Origin of the sequence: Pseudomonas sp. St386, assembly GCF_018325865.1 — a bacterium.
GTDB classification, from domain to species: Bacteria; Pseudomonadota; Gammaproteobacteria; order Pseudomonadales; family Pseudomonadaceae; genus Aquipseudomonas; species Aquipseudomonas brassicacearum.
In genome coordinates this window covers 1,704,394-1,719,237 of the sequence record NZ_AP021900.1, presented here as the reverse complement: position 1 = coordinate 1,719,237, position 14,844 = coordinate 1,704,394, and the positions used below count along the sequence as shown (strand labels likewise).

The 14,844-nt window shown below is 62.4% G+C and carries 16 protein-coding genes; 7 read left to right on the top strand and 9 right to left on the bottom strand.

All coding sequences use genetic code 11. The features are described 5' to 3' along the window. Nucleotides 1-15 precede the first annotated feature (15 nt). Nucleotides 16-1,194 (top strand): VWA domain-containing protein, encoded by a 1,179-nt coding sequence (locus KI235_RS07635; protein ID WP_003198888.1) that lies wholly within the window; start codon nucleotides 16-18, stop codon nucleotides 1,192-1,194. A 102-nt stretch (nucleotides 1,195-1,296) separates the two neighbouring features. Here the strand turns inward: KI235_RS07635 and KI235_RS07630 are convergent, their stop codons facing one another. The 7 genes from KI235_RS07630 to KI235_RS07600 all read right to left on the bottom strand — a co-directional run bounded on the left by KI235_RS07630 (nucleotide 1,297) and on the right by KI235_RS07600 (nucleotide 7,119). Continuing rightward, nucleotides 1,297-2,217, bottom strand: coding sequence for a biotin-dependent carboxyltransferase family protein (locus KI235_RS07630; protein WP_212795620.1), 921 nt, complete (start codon nucleotides 2,215-2,217; stop codon nucleotides 1,297-1,299). Beyond that, nucleotides 2,214-2,918 (bottom strand): 5-oxoprolinase subunit PxpB, encoded by a 705-nt coding sequence (gene pxpB / locus KI235_RS07625; RefSeq protein ID WP_003198883.1) that lies wholly within the window; start codon nucleotides 2,916-2,918, stop codon nucleotides 2,214-2,216. Before pxpB ends, KI235_RS07630 begins: the two co-directional genes overlap by 4 nt. Further along, nucleotides 2,915-3,667: a 5-oxoprolinase subunit PxpA gene (locus KI235_RS07620; RefSeq protein WP_003198881.1), complete on the bottom strand. Its 753-nt coding sequence runs from the start codon at nucleotides 3,665-3,667 to the stop codon at nucleotides 2,915-2,917. The genes pxpB and KI235_RS07620 overlap by 4 nt, the downstream gene beginning before the upstream one ends. A gap of 74 nt (nucleotides 3,668-3,741) precedes the next feature. Beyond that, entirely contained in the window at nucleotides 3,742-5,028 is a 1,287-nt protein-coding gene (locus KI235_RS07615) for an MFS transporter (protein ID WP_003198880.1), read from the bottom strand. A gap of 229 nt (nucleotides 5,029-5,257) precedes the next feature. Then, entirely contained in the window at nucleotides 5,258-5,800 is a 543-nt protein-coding gene (locus KI235_RS07610) for a DUF2937 family protein (protein ID WP_003198877.1), read from the bottom strand. Between the two features lie 12 nt (nucleotides 5,801-5,812). Further along, entirely contained in the window at nucleotides 5,813-6,589 is a 777-nt protein-coding gene (locus tag KI235_RS07605) for a class II glutamine amidotransferase (protein ID WP_003198875.1), read from the bottom strand. Between the two features lie 32 nt (nucleotides 6,590-6,621). After that, complete coding sequence (locus KI235_RS07600) at nucleotides 6,622-7,119, bottom strand: hypothetical protein (protein ID WP_003198873.1); 498 nt, start codon at nucleotides 7,117-7,119, stop codon at nucleotides 6,622-6,624. Nucleotides 7,120-7,254: 135 nt separating this feature from the next. Here KI235_RS07600 and KI235_RS07595 point away from each other — a divergent pair, with 135 nt between their 5' ends. After that, complete coding sequence (locus KI235_RS07595; RefSeq protein ID WP_212795619.1) at nucleotides 7,255-9,309, top strand: S9 family peptidase; 2,055 nt, start codon at nucleotides 7,255-7,257, stop codon at nucleotides 9,307-9,309. A gap of 166 nt (nucleotides 9,310-9,475) precedes the next feature. Then, entirely contained in the window at nucleotides 9,476-9,949 is a 474-nt protein-coding gene (locus KI235_RS07590; RefSeq protein ID WP_003198869.1) for a cyclic nucleotide-binding domain-containing protein, read from the top strand. A 162-nt stretch (nucleotides 9,950-10,111) separates the two neighbouring features. Here the strand turns inward: KI235_RS07590 and KI235_RS07585 are convergent, their stop codons facing one another. Beyond that, complete coding sequence (locus KI235_RS07585) at nucleotides 10,112-10,417, bottom strand: hypothetical protein (RefSeq protein WP_212795618.1); 306 nt, start codon at nucleotides 10,415-10,417, stop codon at nucleotides 10,112-10,114. Nucleotides 10,418-10,489: 72 nt separating this feature from the next. Here KI235_RS07585 and KI235_RS07580 point away from each other — a divergent pair, with 72 nt between their 5' ends. From KI235_RS07580 to KI235_RS07565, 4 genes are all read left to right on the top strand, one after another. Then, complete coding sequence (locus KI235_RS07580; protein WP_003184244.1) at nucleotides 10,490-11,176, top strand: hypothetical protein; 687 nt, start codon at nucleotides 10,490-10,492, stop codon at nucleotides 11,174-11,176. Nucleotides 11,177-11,224: 48 nt separating this feature from the next. Further along, nucleotides 11,225-11,599, top strand: coding sequence for a YajD family HNH nuclease (locus KI235_RS07575; RefSeq protein ID WP_003184246.1), 375 nt, complete (start codon nucleotides 11,225-11,227; stop codon nucleotides 11,597-11,599). A gap of 291 nt (nucleotides 11,600-11,890) precedes the next feature. Beyond that, complete coding sequence (locus KI235_RS07570) at nucleotides 11,891-12,145, top strand: DUF2933 domain-containing protein (protein WP_028236984.1); 255 nt, start codon at nucleotides 11,891-11,893, stop codon at nucleotides 12,143-12,145. A 56-nt stretch (nucleotides 12,146-12,201) separates the two neighbouring features. After that, a complete protein-coding gene (locus KI235_RS07565) occupies nucleotides 12,202-14,307 on the top strand; it encodes a copper-translocating P-type ATPase (protein ID WP_244864312.1) in 2,106 nt (701 codons plus the stop codon). A gap of 72 nt (nucleotides 14,308-14,379) precedes the next feature. Here the strand turns inward: KI235_RS07565 and KI235_RS07560 are convergent, their stop codons facing one another. Continuing rightward, nucleotides 14,380-14,712: a DUF2790 domain-containing protein gene (locus KI235_RS07560; RefSeq protein ID WP_039010821.1), complete on the bottom strand. Its 333-nt coding sequence runs from the start codon at nucleotides 14,710-14,712 to the stop codon at nucleotides 14,380-14,382. Nucleotides 14,713-14,844 lie beyond the last annotated feature (132 nt).

Genomic DNA, 14,844 nt, shown 5'->3' with positions numbered 1-14,844 from the left:
GCGAGGGCGATTGCCATGCTGCTTAACCTGTTCAATGAGATGCGCGCCGCCAAGGTGCCCGTGTCGGTGCGCGAACTGCTGGACCTGATCAACGCGCTGAAACAGCGGGTGATCTTCGCCGACATGGACGAGTTCTATTACCTGTCCCGGGCGATCCTGGTAAAGGACGAACGGCATTTCGACAAGTTCGACCGGGCGTTCGCCGCCTACTTCAACGGCCTGGAGAAACTCGACGATCACCTCCAGGCGCTGATTCCAGAGGACTGGCTGCGCAAGGAATTCGAGCGTTCGCTGACCGACGAAGAGCGGGCACAGATCCAGTCCCTCGGTGGCTTGGACAAGCTGATCGAAGAGTTCAAGAAGCGCCTGGAAGAGCAGAAGGAACGCCATGCCGGCGGCAACAAGTGGATCGGCACCGGCGGGACCAGCCCGTTCGGCTCCGGCGGCTTCAACCCCGAAGGTATCCGGGTCGGCGACGCCGGCAAGCGCCAGGGCAAGGCCGTGAAGGTCTGGGACCAGCGCGAGTACAAGAACCTCGACGACCAGGTGGAATTGGGCACCCGCAACATCAAGATCGCCCTGCGCCGCCTGCGCAAGTTCGCTCGCCAGGGTGCGGCCGAAGAGCTGGACATCGACGGCACCATCGACCACACCGCCCGCGATGCCGGTCTTCTGAACATCCAGATGCGCCCGGAACGACGCAACACCGTCAAGTTGTTGCTGCTGTTCGACATCGGTGGCTCGATGGATGCCCACGTGAAGATCTGCGAAGAACTGTTCTCGGCCTGCAAGACCGAGTTCAAGCACCTGGAGTATTTCTACTTCCACAACTTCGTCTATGAATCGGTGTGGAAGAACAACCTGCGCCGCACCTCGGAGCGCACCTCGACCCAGGACTTGCTGCACAAGTACGGCGCCGACTACAAAGTGATCTTCATCGGCGATGCCGCCATGGCGCCCTATGAAATCACCCAGGCCGGCGGCAGCGTCGAACACTGGAACGAAGAAGCCGGTTATGTGTGGATGCAGCGCTTCATGGAGAAGTACAAGAAGCTCATCTGGATCAATCCGTACCCCAAGGACACCTGGGGCTATACCGCCTCGACCAACATCGTGCGCGAGTTGGTGGAGGACCGGATGTACCCGCTGACCTTGCGGGGGTTGGAGGAAGGAATGCGGTTTCTTTCCAAGTGATCTTTGGTGCCCTTTAGGGCCTCATCGCGAGCAAGCTCGCTCCCACAGGGATCTTGTGTATGACGAAGATCCAGTGTGGGAGCGAGCCTGCTCGCGATGCTTTTAGCAGTCGAGAAAAACGTGCAGGCACTCCACCTGCAGCCGATGCGCCACCTCCTGCACCACCGGCCGCAACCGCACCTGCGCCCCCGGCAGGCATTGCGCCAGCCGGGCCAGGGCCAACGGAGTCAAGGCGCCCAGGCGTGGATAACCACCAATGGTTTGCCGGTCGTTGAGCAGCACAATCGGCTGGCCATCCGGCGGCACCTGCACGGCACCGAGCGGGATGCCCTCGGAAATCATCGCCGCCCCCTGATACTCCAACGCCGTGCCCAGCAAGCGCATACCCATGCGGTCGGCGCGACTGTCCAGCGTCCATGGGGTGTTGAACGCGTCGAACAGACTCTGCCCGCTGAACGCACCGTTCTGTGCTCCCAGGATCAAGTCCAGCGGCTGCGCTTGCTGGAAGTCCGGAATCCGTGTGTGCGGCATGGGCCGAGGCGTCACCGCGCCTGAATAGCTCAGGTGCTCGCCGCGACTCAGCGCCCGCCCTCGCCCATCCAGGCCACCGAGTTCCTCACGCACTACCGTCGCCCGACTGCCCAGCACCGCAGGCGCATTGAAACCGCCCGGAGCTGCCAGGTAGGCCCGGGCACCGAGCACGGGCTGGGTGAGCGCCAGCACCTGACCTTTGCGCAAGCTGAAGAAGCGCCACGACGCCACCCCCTGGCCGTCTATCCGTGCGCCCAGGTCCGCCCCGGCCAGCGCCAGCACGCAATCCTCTTCGGCCACCACGGTGAAACCGCCGAGGGTAATCTCCACCACCGCGGCCCCCAGGGCATTGCCGAGCATCCAGTTGGCCCAGGCCATCGACAACCAGTCCGCCGCGCCACCCTGGGTCACGCCCAGATGCCTCACGCCGAAACGGCCGGCGTCCTGCAACAGGCACAGCGGGGTGCTGGCCTCGATCAACAATCGGCTCATGCCTGGGCCTCCAACGGTGTATCGTCGCCACCCAGCGCGATGAATTCGGCATGGTCCACGGGAGCAAAACGCACCGTGTCCCCCGGCTGCATCAGGCTGTAGCCATCGCGCTCGCGATCAAACAGTTTGGTCGGGGTGCGACCGATCAGGTTCCAGCCACCGGGCGATACCACCGGATACGCCGCGGTCTGGCGCTCGGCGATACCAACGCTGCCCGCTGCCACGCGCTTGCGCGGCGTGTCGAGGCGCGGTGCGGCCAGTTCCTCGTCCACCAGCCCCATGAAGGCAAAGCCGGGAGCGAAGCCCAGGGCAAACACCTGGTACTCGCGTTCGCTGTGGCGGCGGATCACCTGGGCGACCGTCAACCCGCTGCGGCTCGCCAGCAGCTCCAGCTCCGGCCCGACACGGAGGTCGTACCACACCGGCAGCACGTGGCATTGGCCGGCGGACCGGGCATCCGGTGAAAGGTTATTCAACGCCTCGTCGATCAATTCACGAGCCTGCACCGGGTTCAGGGCGAGCAAATCGTAGTGCACCATCAACGTGGTATAGGACGGCACCAGGTCAATCAGATGCTCGGCAAACACCGCTCGCAGACGCTCGCTGGCGGCGAGCATCCAGGGCATGTTGGCCTCGGCGATCTCATCGAACAGGCGCACCATCAAGCAGTCCACTGCCACCACTTCCAAGCGTGGTCTCATGGCGCACTCTGCCGGTCCAGGGCTTCGCGGATGCGTTGCACGGCCGCCACGGAGCTGGCGTTGTCGCCGTGTACGCACAAGGTGTTGGCCATAAGGTTCAAGGCGCTGCCGTCACTGGCGGTCAACGCATCGCCGCGGGCGATGGTCAGGGCCTGCCCGATAATCACCTCGGGATCGTGGTGCACCGCACCCGGCGCTTGCCGCGAAACCAGGCGACCGGCACTGTCATAGGCGCGGTCGGCAAAGGCTTCGAACCACAAGGTCAGGCCGTACTCGTCGCCCAGGGCCTGGGCGGCGCTGTTGTCCCGGGTCGCCATGAGCATCAGCGGCAGTTGCCGATCATAGGCCGCGACGGCTTGGATCACCGCGCGCAGTTGCGCCGGATTGGACATCATGTCGTTGTACATCGCGCCATGGGGCTTGACGTAGCTGACCCGCCCGCCTTGCGCCCGGCAGATGCCGTCGAGGGCGCCGATCTGGTAGTGCAGCAAGTCCTGCAATTCCTGGGCACCGTAGGCCATGGAACGCCGGCCGAAGCCAGCCAGGTCCTGATAAGCCGGGTGCGCGCCGATTCGTACGCCGTGGCTCAGGGCCAGGCTGACGGTCTTGCGCATGATGCTCGGGTCGCCGGCATGAAAGCCGCAGGCGATGTTGGCGCAATCGATGAAGGGCATCACCTCGGCGTCCAGACCCATGGTCCAGCTGCCGAAGCTTTCGCCAATGTCGCAGTTCAATAGCAGGCGGCTCACGGTGAACGCTCCTGTAGGTTCTTTCTTTTGATCATGGGGCCAAGCCATGAAGCCCAGGCCCCACAAGTTATCAGTTACTCGGCTTCCAACTGCTTGCCTTGGGTTTCCGGCAGGCTCAACGCCGCGAGGATCACCACGCCATAGGACACTGCGGCGAACGCTCCGATACCCACGCTCAGCGGCACTTTCTGGCTCAGCAGGCCAATCAACAGCGGGAACAATGCTGCCACCGCCCGGCCAATGTTGTAGCAGAAACCCTGTCCCGAACCACGGATGCGCGTAGGGAACAGCTCGGTGAGGAACGAGCCCATGCCGCTGAACATACCCGAAGCGAAGAACCCCAGGGGAAAGCCCAGCCAGAGCATCACGTTATTGCTCACGTGCAGTTGGGTATACAGCAGCACGATGGTGAAAGAGCCGACGGCATACAGGACGAAGTTCTTTTTCCGACCCAGGATGTCCGACAGGTACGCGCTGACGACGTAACCGACGTAGGAACCGACGATCACCATCGCCAGGTAGCCACCGGTGCTCAACACGCTCAAGCCACGCTCATTCTTGAGGAACGTTGGCAACCAGGAGGTGATGGCGTAGTAACCGCCCAAGGCACCGGTGGTCAGCAACGAGGCACGAAAGGTGGTGAAGAGGATGCCGGGGGCGAAGATCTCGTAGAACTTCGCCGGATTGCTCGGCGTTTGCCGGGCCTTGGCCTGGCTATAGACTTCCGGGTCCTTGACCAGGCGCCGGACGAATATCACGAATATCGCCGGGACAATACCCAGGATAAACAAGGCGCGCCAGGCGTCTTCCGGCGGTAATACCGAGAACAGCAGCGCATACAGGATCGCTGTCATGCCCCAGCCCAGGGCCCACCCCGACTGCACCATGCCCACCGCCTTGCCGCGGTCCTTGGCGCGGATCACCTCGCCCATCAACACCGCGCCAGCAGTCCATTCGCCGCCGAAGCCAAAGCCCATCAGTGTGCGGGAGATCAACAGTTGTTCGTAATTCTGGGCAAAGCCGCACAGGAAGGTGAAGAAGGCGAACCACAGCACCGTCAGTTGCAGGGTGCGCACCCGACCGATGCGGTCCGAGAGAATGCCCGCCACCCAGCCGCCAATGGCCGAAGCGATCAAGGTACTGGTGTGGATCAGGCCTGCCTGGCCAGTGGTGATACCCCACATCGCGATCAGGGTCGGCACCACGAAACTGAGCATCTGCGTGTCCATGCCGTCCAGGGCGTAGCCGATCTTGCAGCTCCAGAAGGTGCGACGTTCCTGCTGGTTGATGTTGCGATACCAGTCAAATGGGCCGGAACGGGCCTGGGGTTGGGGGACGCCGAGCGTGTCGGGTGCACTCATGGTGGTTCTCCGCAGTTTTATTGTTGTAAGTCTCGACGACGCTGACGTGGAGACCGATGCGTCGATTCTTGAGCGCGCGGCCGATCCCGTCCAACGAATAAAACCTTGGCTGGGTCATAAGAAAAACTTGATTGGGGGAACAGAGATAAAGAAACGACATTGCCGGAACTGAATGAACACAGTTGTGGCGAGGGGATTTATCCCCTCGCCACAGAGGCTCGCTGCGGCGCTACAGCCCGCGCAGGTCGCGCTCTTCAATCGGCCGGCCCTGGCGCAGGCGCTTGCCGCCCAGCACCACCCAGTCGATCAGGCGGAACAGGCATTCCAGGCCGAACGACAGCAACAACGCACCGCTGATGCCCCAGATCATGGCCTCGGGGGTCAACAGGATCTGGTAGCTGTAGCCATTCCAGGTTTCCTTGCGGATGTCCGGATCGGCGGCCAGTGCCACTTGCAGCATGCGGATGTACCACGGGCCTTGCATCGCCTGGAATTGCTTGTCCAGGGCCTGCTGGCGCACGAGCAAGGTGTTCAGGCTGTCGGCGTCGCTGCGAAAGATCGGGTCTTCGCTGGCGCGGTAATGGGCCACCAGGGCTTGCATGTCGCCCTTGAAGAACTGGTTGGCGGTGCCCTGGAACCCTTGCAGGCCGGTCTGCGCCTCGATCAGGTGCGCCTCGACCCGCTTGGCGTAATCATTGATGAAGCCCGGCACCTGGACCCCAACCAACAGGCCCACCGCGAACAACACCAGCCGTAGATAACTGAGCAACATAACGTGACGTCCTTATTCGGTCCGGCCGTGGCTGACGCATTCACCGCGTCGCCACAGGCTCCATTGACCAGGTTCGTAGCGGGTCCAGGTTTCGTTTTCGGTCAACGGTTCGGTGGCGATCACCGTGACCACGTCGTTGGGCGTGGTTTCAGCCTGGAAATCGACAATCACATCCACATCCTTGAGCCGCGCCGGGCCGAACGGCGCGCGACGGGTGATCTGGGCCAGTTTGGTCGAGCAATAGCAGAACAGCCAGTCGCCATCGCTGAGCAAGCAGTTGAACACGCCTTTGCTACGGTATTCGGCGCAGGCCTCGATCAGCGACGGGAGCAATTGTTCCACCTCCACCGGTTCGGGGAAGGCCTGGCGCACGCGGTTGAGCAGATCGCAGAAAGCCGCTTCGCTGTCGGTATCGCCCACCGGGCGGTAGAAGCTCACGCCCGGCTGGAAATCGGCGAGCTGGCCGTTGTGGGCAAAACACCAGTTGCGGCCCCACAACTCACGCACGAACGGGTGCGTGTTGGACAGGCAGACCTTGCCGACGTTGGCCTGGCGAATATGTCCGATCACCACTTCGCTCTTGATCGGATAGCGCTGCACCAGGTTCGCCACTTCCGATTCGCTGCTGGCGGCCGGGTCCTGGAACAGGCGCAGGCCACGGCCCTCATAGAAGGCGATGCCCCAGCCGTCCCGGTGCGGCCCGGTCTTGCCGCCGCGCTGCATCAGCCCGGTGAAGCTGAACACGATGTCGGTCGGCACATTGGCGCTCATGCCCAATAACTCACACATGCTCGAACTCTCGCTTCAAGGGGCAGGCCCGGTTACAGGCGCGGTTCGATACGCGAACGCTGGGGGTTGCTCGGCACGGGCGGGCGACCGTAACGGTCATCACCGGCCACGCCAAACGGTGGCTCGTCCTCCGGCTCATCGGCCGCGGCGGCGGCTTTTGCGGCGGCGGCCCGTTCCTTGCGAGCGTTGGCGGCCCGCTCGATAGGGAAGCGGATCAGCACCAAAATGAAGTAGAGGCCGAAGGCGATCATGCCGTACATGAGCAGATCGGAGGCCGCCCGCCAGACGTTGTTGCCGACTTTGAACAGCACGTCCAGGGCAACAATGGCCAAGGCCGGGGCGACCCTGTCCTTCACCGGATCAACGATGGTCGGGCAAAACAGCAGCACCGCCATCAGCAACCGCAGCGGTTCGCGCAACCAGCGCCACATCCAGCGGGTCATGCGCATCCACACCAGCAGGCAGCCCAGGGCGGCAAAGGCGTAGAGGCCCCAGGCGATCAGATAGTCATTCTCGGTCATGGTGTCCATGGCAAGGCAGGCAAAGAGACGCTTATAGTAACGGCTTTTCGCTCGTCAGGCTGCCCCGGCGTCTGGCGAATGGCCCGCGTGGTTGATTCTGTCCGGGCCATGTGTCCCTTTTCGTACAACGTTCGAGAGCCTTTCATGTCCCTATCTGCCCACGTTTCCAACGCCCCGATTGCCCGCAGGGACCCCGGTGTTGACCCATACGCCTGGCTGCAGGAACGCGACACCGACGCCGTGCTCGACTACCTCAAGGCGGAAAACAGCTATCAGGAAGCGCAACTCGCCGACCAGGCCGAACTGCGCGAAACCCTGTTCCAGGAGATCAAGGGCCGGATCCTCGAGACCGACCTGTCGCTGCCCTCGCCCTGGGGCCCGTACCTGTATTACACCCGTACCACAGCCGGTGACGAATACCCGCGCCACTACCGCTGCCCGCGTCCGGCCGATGACAGCCTGAGCGTGGATGAAAGCCGCGAACAACTGCTGCTGGACCCGAACGTGCTGGCTGGCGGCGGCTTCTTTTCCCTGGGCGCCTTCAGCATCAGCCCCGACCACCAGCGCCTGGCCTACAGCCTGGACACCACGGGCGACGAGATCTACACGCTGTTCGTGAAGGAATTGTCCAACGACAAGGTCAGCGAACTGTCCTTCGCCGATTGCGACGGCAGCATGACCTGGGCCAATGACAGCCTGACGCTGTTTTTCGGCGAGTTGGACGACACCCACCGCCCCCACAAACTCTGGCGCTATCGCCTGGACGGCACTGCCGCCGAGGAAGTGTTCCATGAGCCGGACGGGCGTTTCTTCCTGCACTGCTACCGTTCAAGCTCGGAAAAGCAGTTGATCCTGTCCCTGGGCAGCAAGACCACCAGTGAAGTCTGGGTACTGGACGCCGCGCAACCGCAGCGCCCCTTTACCTGCCTGGCGCCCCGCGTGGAAAACCATGAATACGACGTCGACCACGGCCTGCTCGATGGCCAATGGACCTGGTTGATCCGCAGCAACCGCGACGGGATCAACTTCGCCCTGTACCAGGCCGCCGACACGGGTGTGGCGCCGACCGGGGCCGACTGGCAGAACCTGATCCCCCACAGCGACACGGTGATGATCGACGGCCTGAGCCTGAACGCCGGAGCCATGACCTTGAGCCTGCGCGAAGGCGGCCTGCCGATCATCGAGGTTCACCCACAGGGCTTGCCGGCCTATCGGGTGCAACTGCCGGACGCGGCCTACAGCCTGCATGTGCAGAACAGCCTGGAGTTCGTCAGCGATCGCATCCGCCTGCGCTACGAGGCCCTGAACCGTCCGGCGCAGATCCGCCAGTTGGACCTGGCCAGCGGCGCACAGGTCGTGCTCAAGCAAACCCCGGTGCTGGGCCCGTTCGACGCCGATGCCTACGTCAGCCAGCGGCTTTGGGCTACAGCGCCGGACGGCACCCAGGTGCCCATCAGCCTGGTGGTCAAGCGCGAAGCCCTCGGCCAGCCGGTACCGTTGTACCTGTACGGCTACGGTGCCTATGGCGAAAGCCTCGACCCGTGGTTTTCCCATTCGCGGCTGAGCCTGCTTGACCGCGGCGTAGCATTTGCCATCGCCCATGTGCGTGGCGGCGGCGAGTTGGGGGAAGCCTGGTATCGCGCCGGCAAGCAGGAACACAAGCACAACACGTTCAGCGACTTCATCGCCTGCGCCGAACATTTGATCAGCAACGGTTTCACCACCGCCGAGCAACTGGCAATCAGCGGCGGCAGCGCCGGTGGCCTGCTGATCGGTGCGGTGCTCAATCAACGCCCGGAGCTGTTCAAGGTTGCGATTGCCGAGGTGCCGTTCGTCGACGTGCTCAACACCATGCTCGACCCGGACTTGCCGCTGACCGTCACCGAATACGACGAATGGGGCAATCCGGAGGAGCCGGACGTTTATGATCGGATCCGGGCCTACGCCCCGTACGAAAACGTCAGCGCCCAGGCCTACCCGGCGCTGCTGGTGATCGCCGGTTACAACGACAGCCGTGTGCAGTACTGGGAAGCGGCCAAGTGGGTGGCAAAATTGCGTGCCACCAAAACCGACGACAGCCCCCTGCTGCTCAAGACCGAACTGGGCGCAGGCCATGGCGGAATGAGTGGGCGCTACCAGGGATTGCGTGACGTAGCGCTCGAATATGCATTTGTCTTGAAGGTTTTGAGGGTGGCCTGAGGAACTCTGTGGGATGGCCGGGTCTTAGCTCCATGCGCCGGGCCCAGATAAACCCCAGTCCAATGTAGGAGCAAGACTTTGTGGGAGCAAGAGTCTGTCCCAGAGGTCTGCTTACACCCGGGCCAAACTGAACCTGCAACAAACACAAGAAAAAGACCGTGCCAACATGTCAGAACCGACCTTACTGAACAAAGAAATCCGCGACTGGTTGATGGACTGCGGTCTGTTCGACCAGTTGCTGCCTGTCGACTTCGCCGCGGCGTCGGGCTATTTCAGCATCAGCGCCATCGCCGCGGGTGAAGCGATTTTCCGCGAGGGCGATGCCGGCAGCTTCATGTGCATCATCCACACCGGCCAGGTGGCCGTGCAGAAAACCGGCCCCGACGGCCAGCCCGTGACCATCGCCACGCTGCGCAGCGGCCGGGCATTCGGCGAAATGGCCGTGCTCGACGGCGAACGGCGCTCGGCCAGTTGCATCGCCGCCAGCGATTGCCAGTTGCTGAACCTGGGCAAGGACTCCCTGGAAAAAATGCTCAACGACGCCCCCAAGATCGCCGCCAAGATCATCCGCGCCCTCGCCGTCTCCCTGTCCAAGCGCCTGCGCATGGCTGATGGGCAGTTGTTGTCGCAGCAGGTCTGACCTCCCTCTGTCAGTTGAAACACAGAACCTGTGGGGAGCCTGTGGGAGCAAAGCTTGCTCGCGATAGCGGTGTTGCATATGTCGACGTCATCGCGAGCAAGCTTTGCTCCCACAGAGTCCACCTCAATGCCCGAACTCACAGGTTTTTACCATTCAGTTGTTTCACCGACGGGCTTCAGGTCTACCCCCCGGCGACTTGGCCTTCACCGGCTTGGGCTCCATGCCCGGTATCGGCTGGTCCTTGGGCGGCTTGGGCATTTCGATGGGTGGCAGCAAGGGCGGCCCGCCGCTTCCGGGGCCAGCCTTGGGCACACCGTTGGGCGTCACCGGCGGATAGGGCATGGGAGTGGCGGTGCCAGGCGACCCGGGGATGCTGGGCGGGTTGACCGGAATCGTCGGTTGTTGAGCCTGGGCGCAACTAATTGAGAGCGCCGCCAGGGCAATGGCCGTTAGAATGATGCACTTCATCAATGGCTCCGTGGCTATTGTCTGCTTTAAGGCTAGTCGTTACCGCGCGGTTTGCCCTCCTACGAGATTTCCATGAAACGTTTCGTTCTGCTCGACACCACACCCATCCCTGATAACGGCGGTGCCCTGTGCCTGTTCGAGTACGGCGAAGACTTCGTCATCAAGATCCAGGGCGGCGACGGCGGGCAGTTGATGAACACTCGCATGCACGGTTCCGAAGACGCCCTGGCAGAGATCCCCTGCCGCAAGGTCGCCGGTCGTCCTGGCTCGCGCGTGCTGATCGGCGGCCTCGGCATGGGGTTCACCCTCGCCTCGGCCCTCAAGCACCTGGGCAAGACCGCCGAAGTGGTGGTGGCCGAACTGGTGCCCGGCGTGGTGGAGTGGAACCGTGGCCCACTGGGTGAAAAAGCCGGGCGGCCGCTGTCGGACCCGCGCACGGTGATCCGCATGGAAGACGTGGCCAAGGTGCTGCAAGCCGAACCCCAGGGTTTCGACGCGATCATGCTCGATGTCGACAACGGCCCGGAAGGCCTGACCCAGAAAGCCAACAGTTGGCTGTATTCGGCGGGAGGCCTGGCCGCCTGCGCCAAGGCCCTGCGGCCCAAGGGCGTGCTGGCGGTCTGGTCGGCCAGCGCTGACCGGCAGTTTTCCGACAAGCTGAAGAAGGCCGGCTTCAAGGCCGAAGAGGTGCAAGTGTTCGCCCATGGCAACAAAGGCACCCGCCACACCATCTGGATTGCCGAGAAGCTCAAGGGCTGAGCTAAACTCTGTCCAACCGTCATCCGTCCTGTCTACAAAGGTGAACCCATGAGTTCGTCAACGCCACCGTCCAACACCGCCAAGCTGGACCGCATCCTCGCCGATGCCCAGCGCGACCGGGAGATGGGCTACCGCGACAAAGCCCTGAAAATGTACCCCCATGTCTGTGGCCGCTGCGCCCGTGAGTTTTCCGGCAAGCGCCTGAGCGAACTGACCGTTCACCACCGCGACCACAACCACGACAACAACCCGCAGGACGGTTCCAACTGGGAACTGCTGTGCCTGTACTGCCACGACAACGAACACTCGCGCTACACCGACCAGCAATATTTCGGCGACGGCTCCCTGAGCACCCCGAAAATCGCCAAGGCGACCCACAACCCCTTCGCCGCACTGGCCGGGTTGATGAAGAAGGACGAGTAACTGGCCGTTGTGGCGAACCGGTTTATCTTGCGCTGCAAAGTGTTGCTCCACAGATCCAGTCCCCTCACTCGACTGTGGAGCGGCTGCCTGGGCCGCTTTCATGGCCTCGCTGACAAATCTGCAATGCCCCCGTCAGGTCGCTGACAGCTTCGCACCTTTAGCATGCCCGCTACTTCCCTCATTTGCAGGTGAAGTAAGCCAAGGTTGATGAATATCAATCTGCCAAAGCCCTCCCTGCCTATGCTGGGGTTATCGGTGGCGGTGGCTCGCCCGGCCTGAAGGAGCGACACCATGAACACTCATCAACCCCCGACTGGCGCAACGTCATTCTGGCGGGGCAAGACCGGCATTGTCTTGATCATGTTGTTGGCCATTGGCCTCTTCTATCTGGCGCGAGAACACTTCAGCCACATCGCGGCGAATTGGCCGTACTTGATTCTCCTGATATGTCCCTTGATGCATATCTTCGGACACGGACACGGCCATGGCGGTCATGGACGACATGGCGAACCACCCGTCAACCGCAGGGATCAGGAAGGTTCCTAGCCATGCCCGACACTCCAGTGCACGTTCACCACAGTGCTTCAGCGCCCAGCGGCGACATGGCGACTGAATACACCTGTCCCATGCACCCGGAAATACGCCAACCCAGCCCCGGCATCTGCCCCAAGTGCGGCATGACGCTGGAGCCGGTGATGCCCGCGCTGGAAGAAGAGGACAATCCAGAACTCAAGGACTTCACCCGCCGCTTCTGGTGGTCCCTGCCGTTGACGGTCATCGTCACCGTGCTCGCCATGGCGGGGCACGCCTTGTCGCTGTTTCACGGTGCAACACAAAATTTCGTCGAGTTTTTCCTGGCGACACCCGTGGTCCTGTGGGCAGGCTGGCCGTTCTTTGTGCGGGCAGTGGCCTCTGTTCGCCAGCGTAGCCCGAACATGTGGACCCTGATTGGCCTGGGCACCGCGGCGGCCTATCTCTACAGTGTCGCAGCCACGTTTTGGCCCGGAGCTTTTCCCGCCACGTTCATGCAGGAGGGGCGGATCGGCGTCTACTTTGAAGCCGCCGCGGTGATCATCTCTCTTACCTTGCTGGGGCAGATGCTGGAGCTCAAGGCACGCTCGCAGATGTCGGCCGCCATCAAGTCGCTGCTGGGGCTATCCCCCAAAACCGCGCGCCGGATCAATGCCGACGGCCAGGAACAGGACATCCCCCTGACCCACGTCCATCAGGGTGACCGCCTGCGGATCAGGCCCGGTGAAAAGGTCCCGGTCGACGGTGCGGTGCTCGAAGGTGAAAGTGCCGTTGACGAGTCGATGCTCACTGGCGAGCCGGTTCCGGTGATCAAACGCGCCGGGGACAGCCTGATCGGCGCCACGATCAACACCCACGGCAGCTTGGTGATGACGGCGCAGAAGGTCGGCGCCGAGACCGTCCTGGCGCAAATTGTCCAGATGGTCGCCCGGGCCCAGCGCTCGAAAGCTCCTATGCAGCGCATGGCCGACGTGATCGCTGGCTATTTCGTCATGGGCGTGATTGCCATCGCCGTACTGACCTTTTTCGGCTGGGGGCTGTTAGGTCCCGAACCCGGCTGGGTCTTCGGGCTGATCAATGCCGTCGCCGTGCTGATCATCGCCTGCCCCTGTGCGCTGGGGCTCGCAACCCCCATGTCGATCATGGTGTCCACCGGCAAGGCTGCCAGCCTGGGCGTGCTTTTCCGGGACGCCAGCGCCATCGAGAACTTGTGCAGGATCGACACGCTGATCGTCGATAAGACCGGCACCCTGACCGAAGGGCGCCCGGCCTTTCACAGCGTGAAAGCCATCCAGGGCTTCGACGACCGCCAGGTGCTGCTGTTGGCCGCCAGCCTCGACCAGGGCAGCGAGCATCCCCTGGCCCACGCCATCGTCGATCACGCACGAGCCGAGCATCTTGAATTGATCAAGCCGGCTTCATTTGAGTCCGGCAGCGGCATCGGTGTCAGTGGCCAGGTGGACGGCAAGCAGGTCCACTTGGGCAATACCGCCCTGATGAAAGCCGCCAGCATCAGCGTCAGCCCACTGCAACAACAGGCCGAGCAGCTACGCGCGCAAGGCATCAGCATTATCTACATAGCAGTCGACGGTGTACTGGCCGGGTTGCTGGCCGTCTCGGACCCGATCAAGCCGACCTCCAGAGAAGCGGTCAGCCGGCTCAAGGCTCACGACATAAAAATCATCATGGCCACCGGCGACGGCCTCACCACTGCACGCGCCGTGGCCAGGGAGATGGGCATTGAAGAGGTCCACGGCGAAGTCAAACCCGAGGACAAGGAGCGTCTGGTGGCGGACCTGCAGCGCGATGGCCGCCAGGTCGCGATGGCGGGTGACGGAATAAACGATGCTCCCGCCCTGGCTCGGGCGAACGTAGGCATTGCCATGGGGACAGGTACGGACGTGGCGATGAACAGCGCCCAACTGACCTTGGTAAAAGGCGATTTGATGGGGATCTTGCGGGCCCGCACCCTTTCGGTTGCAACCGTTAGAAACATGCGCCAGAACCTCGGTTTTGCCTTCCTCTACAACTCGATGGGTATTCCGTTGGCTGCCGGCCTGCTGTATCCCCTGACCGGTCACTTGCTCTCGCCCATGGTTGCCGCGATCGCCATGAGCGTGAGTTCGGCGTCGGTGGTGTTCAATGCCTTGAGGTTGCGTAACACGCCAGCACAATAATCCGCGCCAAAAACAGGCGCCACCAGGGCGCCTGACCGTCTCAAAACCAAAGGAGAACAAACGAGACGGTAATCAGCCGCCATTCGGACAGTTATCACCCAGGAGCCTATATTCCACAGTATTGAGCTTGCCGTTCGAGTCTTCGTAAGTCATGCGCGACGGTCCGACACCACAGCCTTTATTGGCCGGCGTAATGCTCACTACTTTTTTTACATCGAGGTTCATGCCGTATTCGTAATGAACGATTTCGGCGACGGCTTTGCCGTTTTCGGCGGCGTATCGCGCCATGGCCAGTTGATTGTTCTGGATCATCTGGCCATAAACCCGGTCACCTCCGCCTTCCGCCAAGGCAAGGGAAGAAAGAGACAGGATCGAAACGGCGAGCAAGGCATCAAGGGTCTTCATGAGGAACTCCGGCAGTCATTTGTCAGGCAAACCATAACGACTGGTGCCTTTCACGACGCTGGCGGGGACGTTACCGATTGGTCAGGTTCGTGAATGGGTAACCGACCATCAGCCCCCACTCACAAACTGAAC

Bases quoted from the DNA above. Each gene is read 5' to 3' on its own strand.
- KI235_RS07635 (WP_003198888.1), top strand. From the start codon at position 16: ATGCTGCTTAACCTGTTCAATGAGATGCGCGCCGCCAAGGTGCCCGTG.
- KI235_RS07630 (WP_212795620.1), bottom strand. From the start codon at position 2,217: ATGAGCCGATTGTTGATCGAGGCCAGCACCCCGCTGTGCCTGTTGCAG.
- pxpB (WP_003198883.1), bottom strand. From the start codon at position 2,918: ATGAGACCACGCTTGGAAGTGGTGGCAGTGGACTGCTTGATGGTGCGC.
- KI235_RS07615 (WP_003198880.1), bottom strand. From the start codon at position 5,028: ATGAGTGCACCCGACACGCTCGGCGTCCCCCAACCCCAGGCCCGTTCC.
- KI235_RS07610 (WP_003198877.1), bottom strand. From the start codon at position 5,800: ATGTTGCTCAGTTATCTACGGCTGGTGTTGTTCGCGGTGGGCCTGTTG.
- KI235_RS07605 (WP_003198875.1), bottom strand. From the start codon at position 6,589: ATGTGTGAGTTATTGGGCATGAGCGCCAATGTGCCGACCGACATCGTG.
- KI235_RS07600 (WP_003198873.1), bottom strand. From the start codon at position 7,119: ATGGACACCATGACCGAGAATGACTATCTGATCGCCTGGGGCCTCTAC.
- KI235_RS07595 (WP_212795619.1), top strand. From the start codon at position 7,255: ATGTCCCTATCTGCCCACGTTTCCAACGCCCCGATTGCCCGCAGGGAC.
- KI235_RS07590 (WP_003198869.1), top strand. From the start codon at position 9,476: ATGTCAGAACCGACCTTACTGAACAAAGAAATCCGCGACTGGTTGATG.
- KI235_RS07585 (WP_212795618.1), bottom strand. From the start codon at position 10,417: ATGAAGTGCATCATTCTAACGGCCATTGCCCTGGCGGCGCTCTCAATT.
- KI235_RS07580 (WP_003184244.1), top strand. From the start codon at position 10,490: ATGAAACGTTTCGTTCTGCTCGACACCACACCCATCCCTGATAACGGC.
- KI235_RS07575 (WP_003184246.1), top strand. From the start codon at position 11,225: ATGAGTTCGTCAACGCCACCGTCCAACACCGCCAAGCTGGACCGCATC.
- KI235_RS07570 (WP_028236984.1), top strand. From the start codon at position 11,891: ATGAACACTCATCAACCCCCGACTGGCGCAACGTCATTCTGGCGGGGC.
- KI235_RS07565 (WP_244864312.1), top strand. From the start codon at position 12,202: ATGGCGACTGAATACACCTGTCCCATGCACCCGGAAATACGCCAACCC.
- KI235_RS07560 (WP_039010821.1), bottom strand. From the start codon at position 14,712: ATGAAGACCCTTGATGCCTTGCTCGCCGTTTCGATCCTGTCTCTTTCT.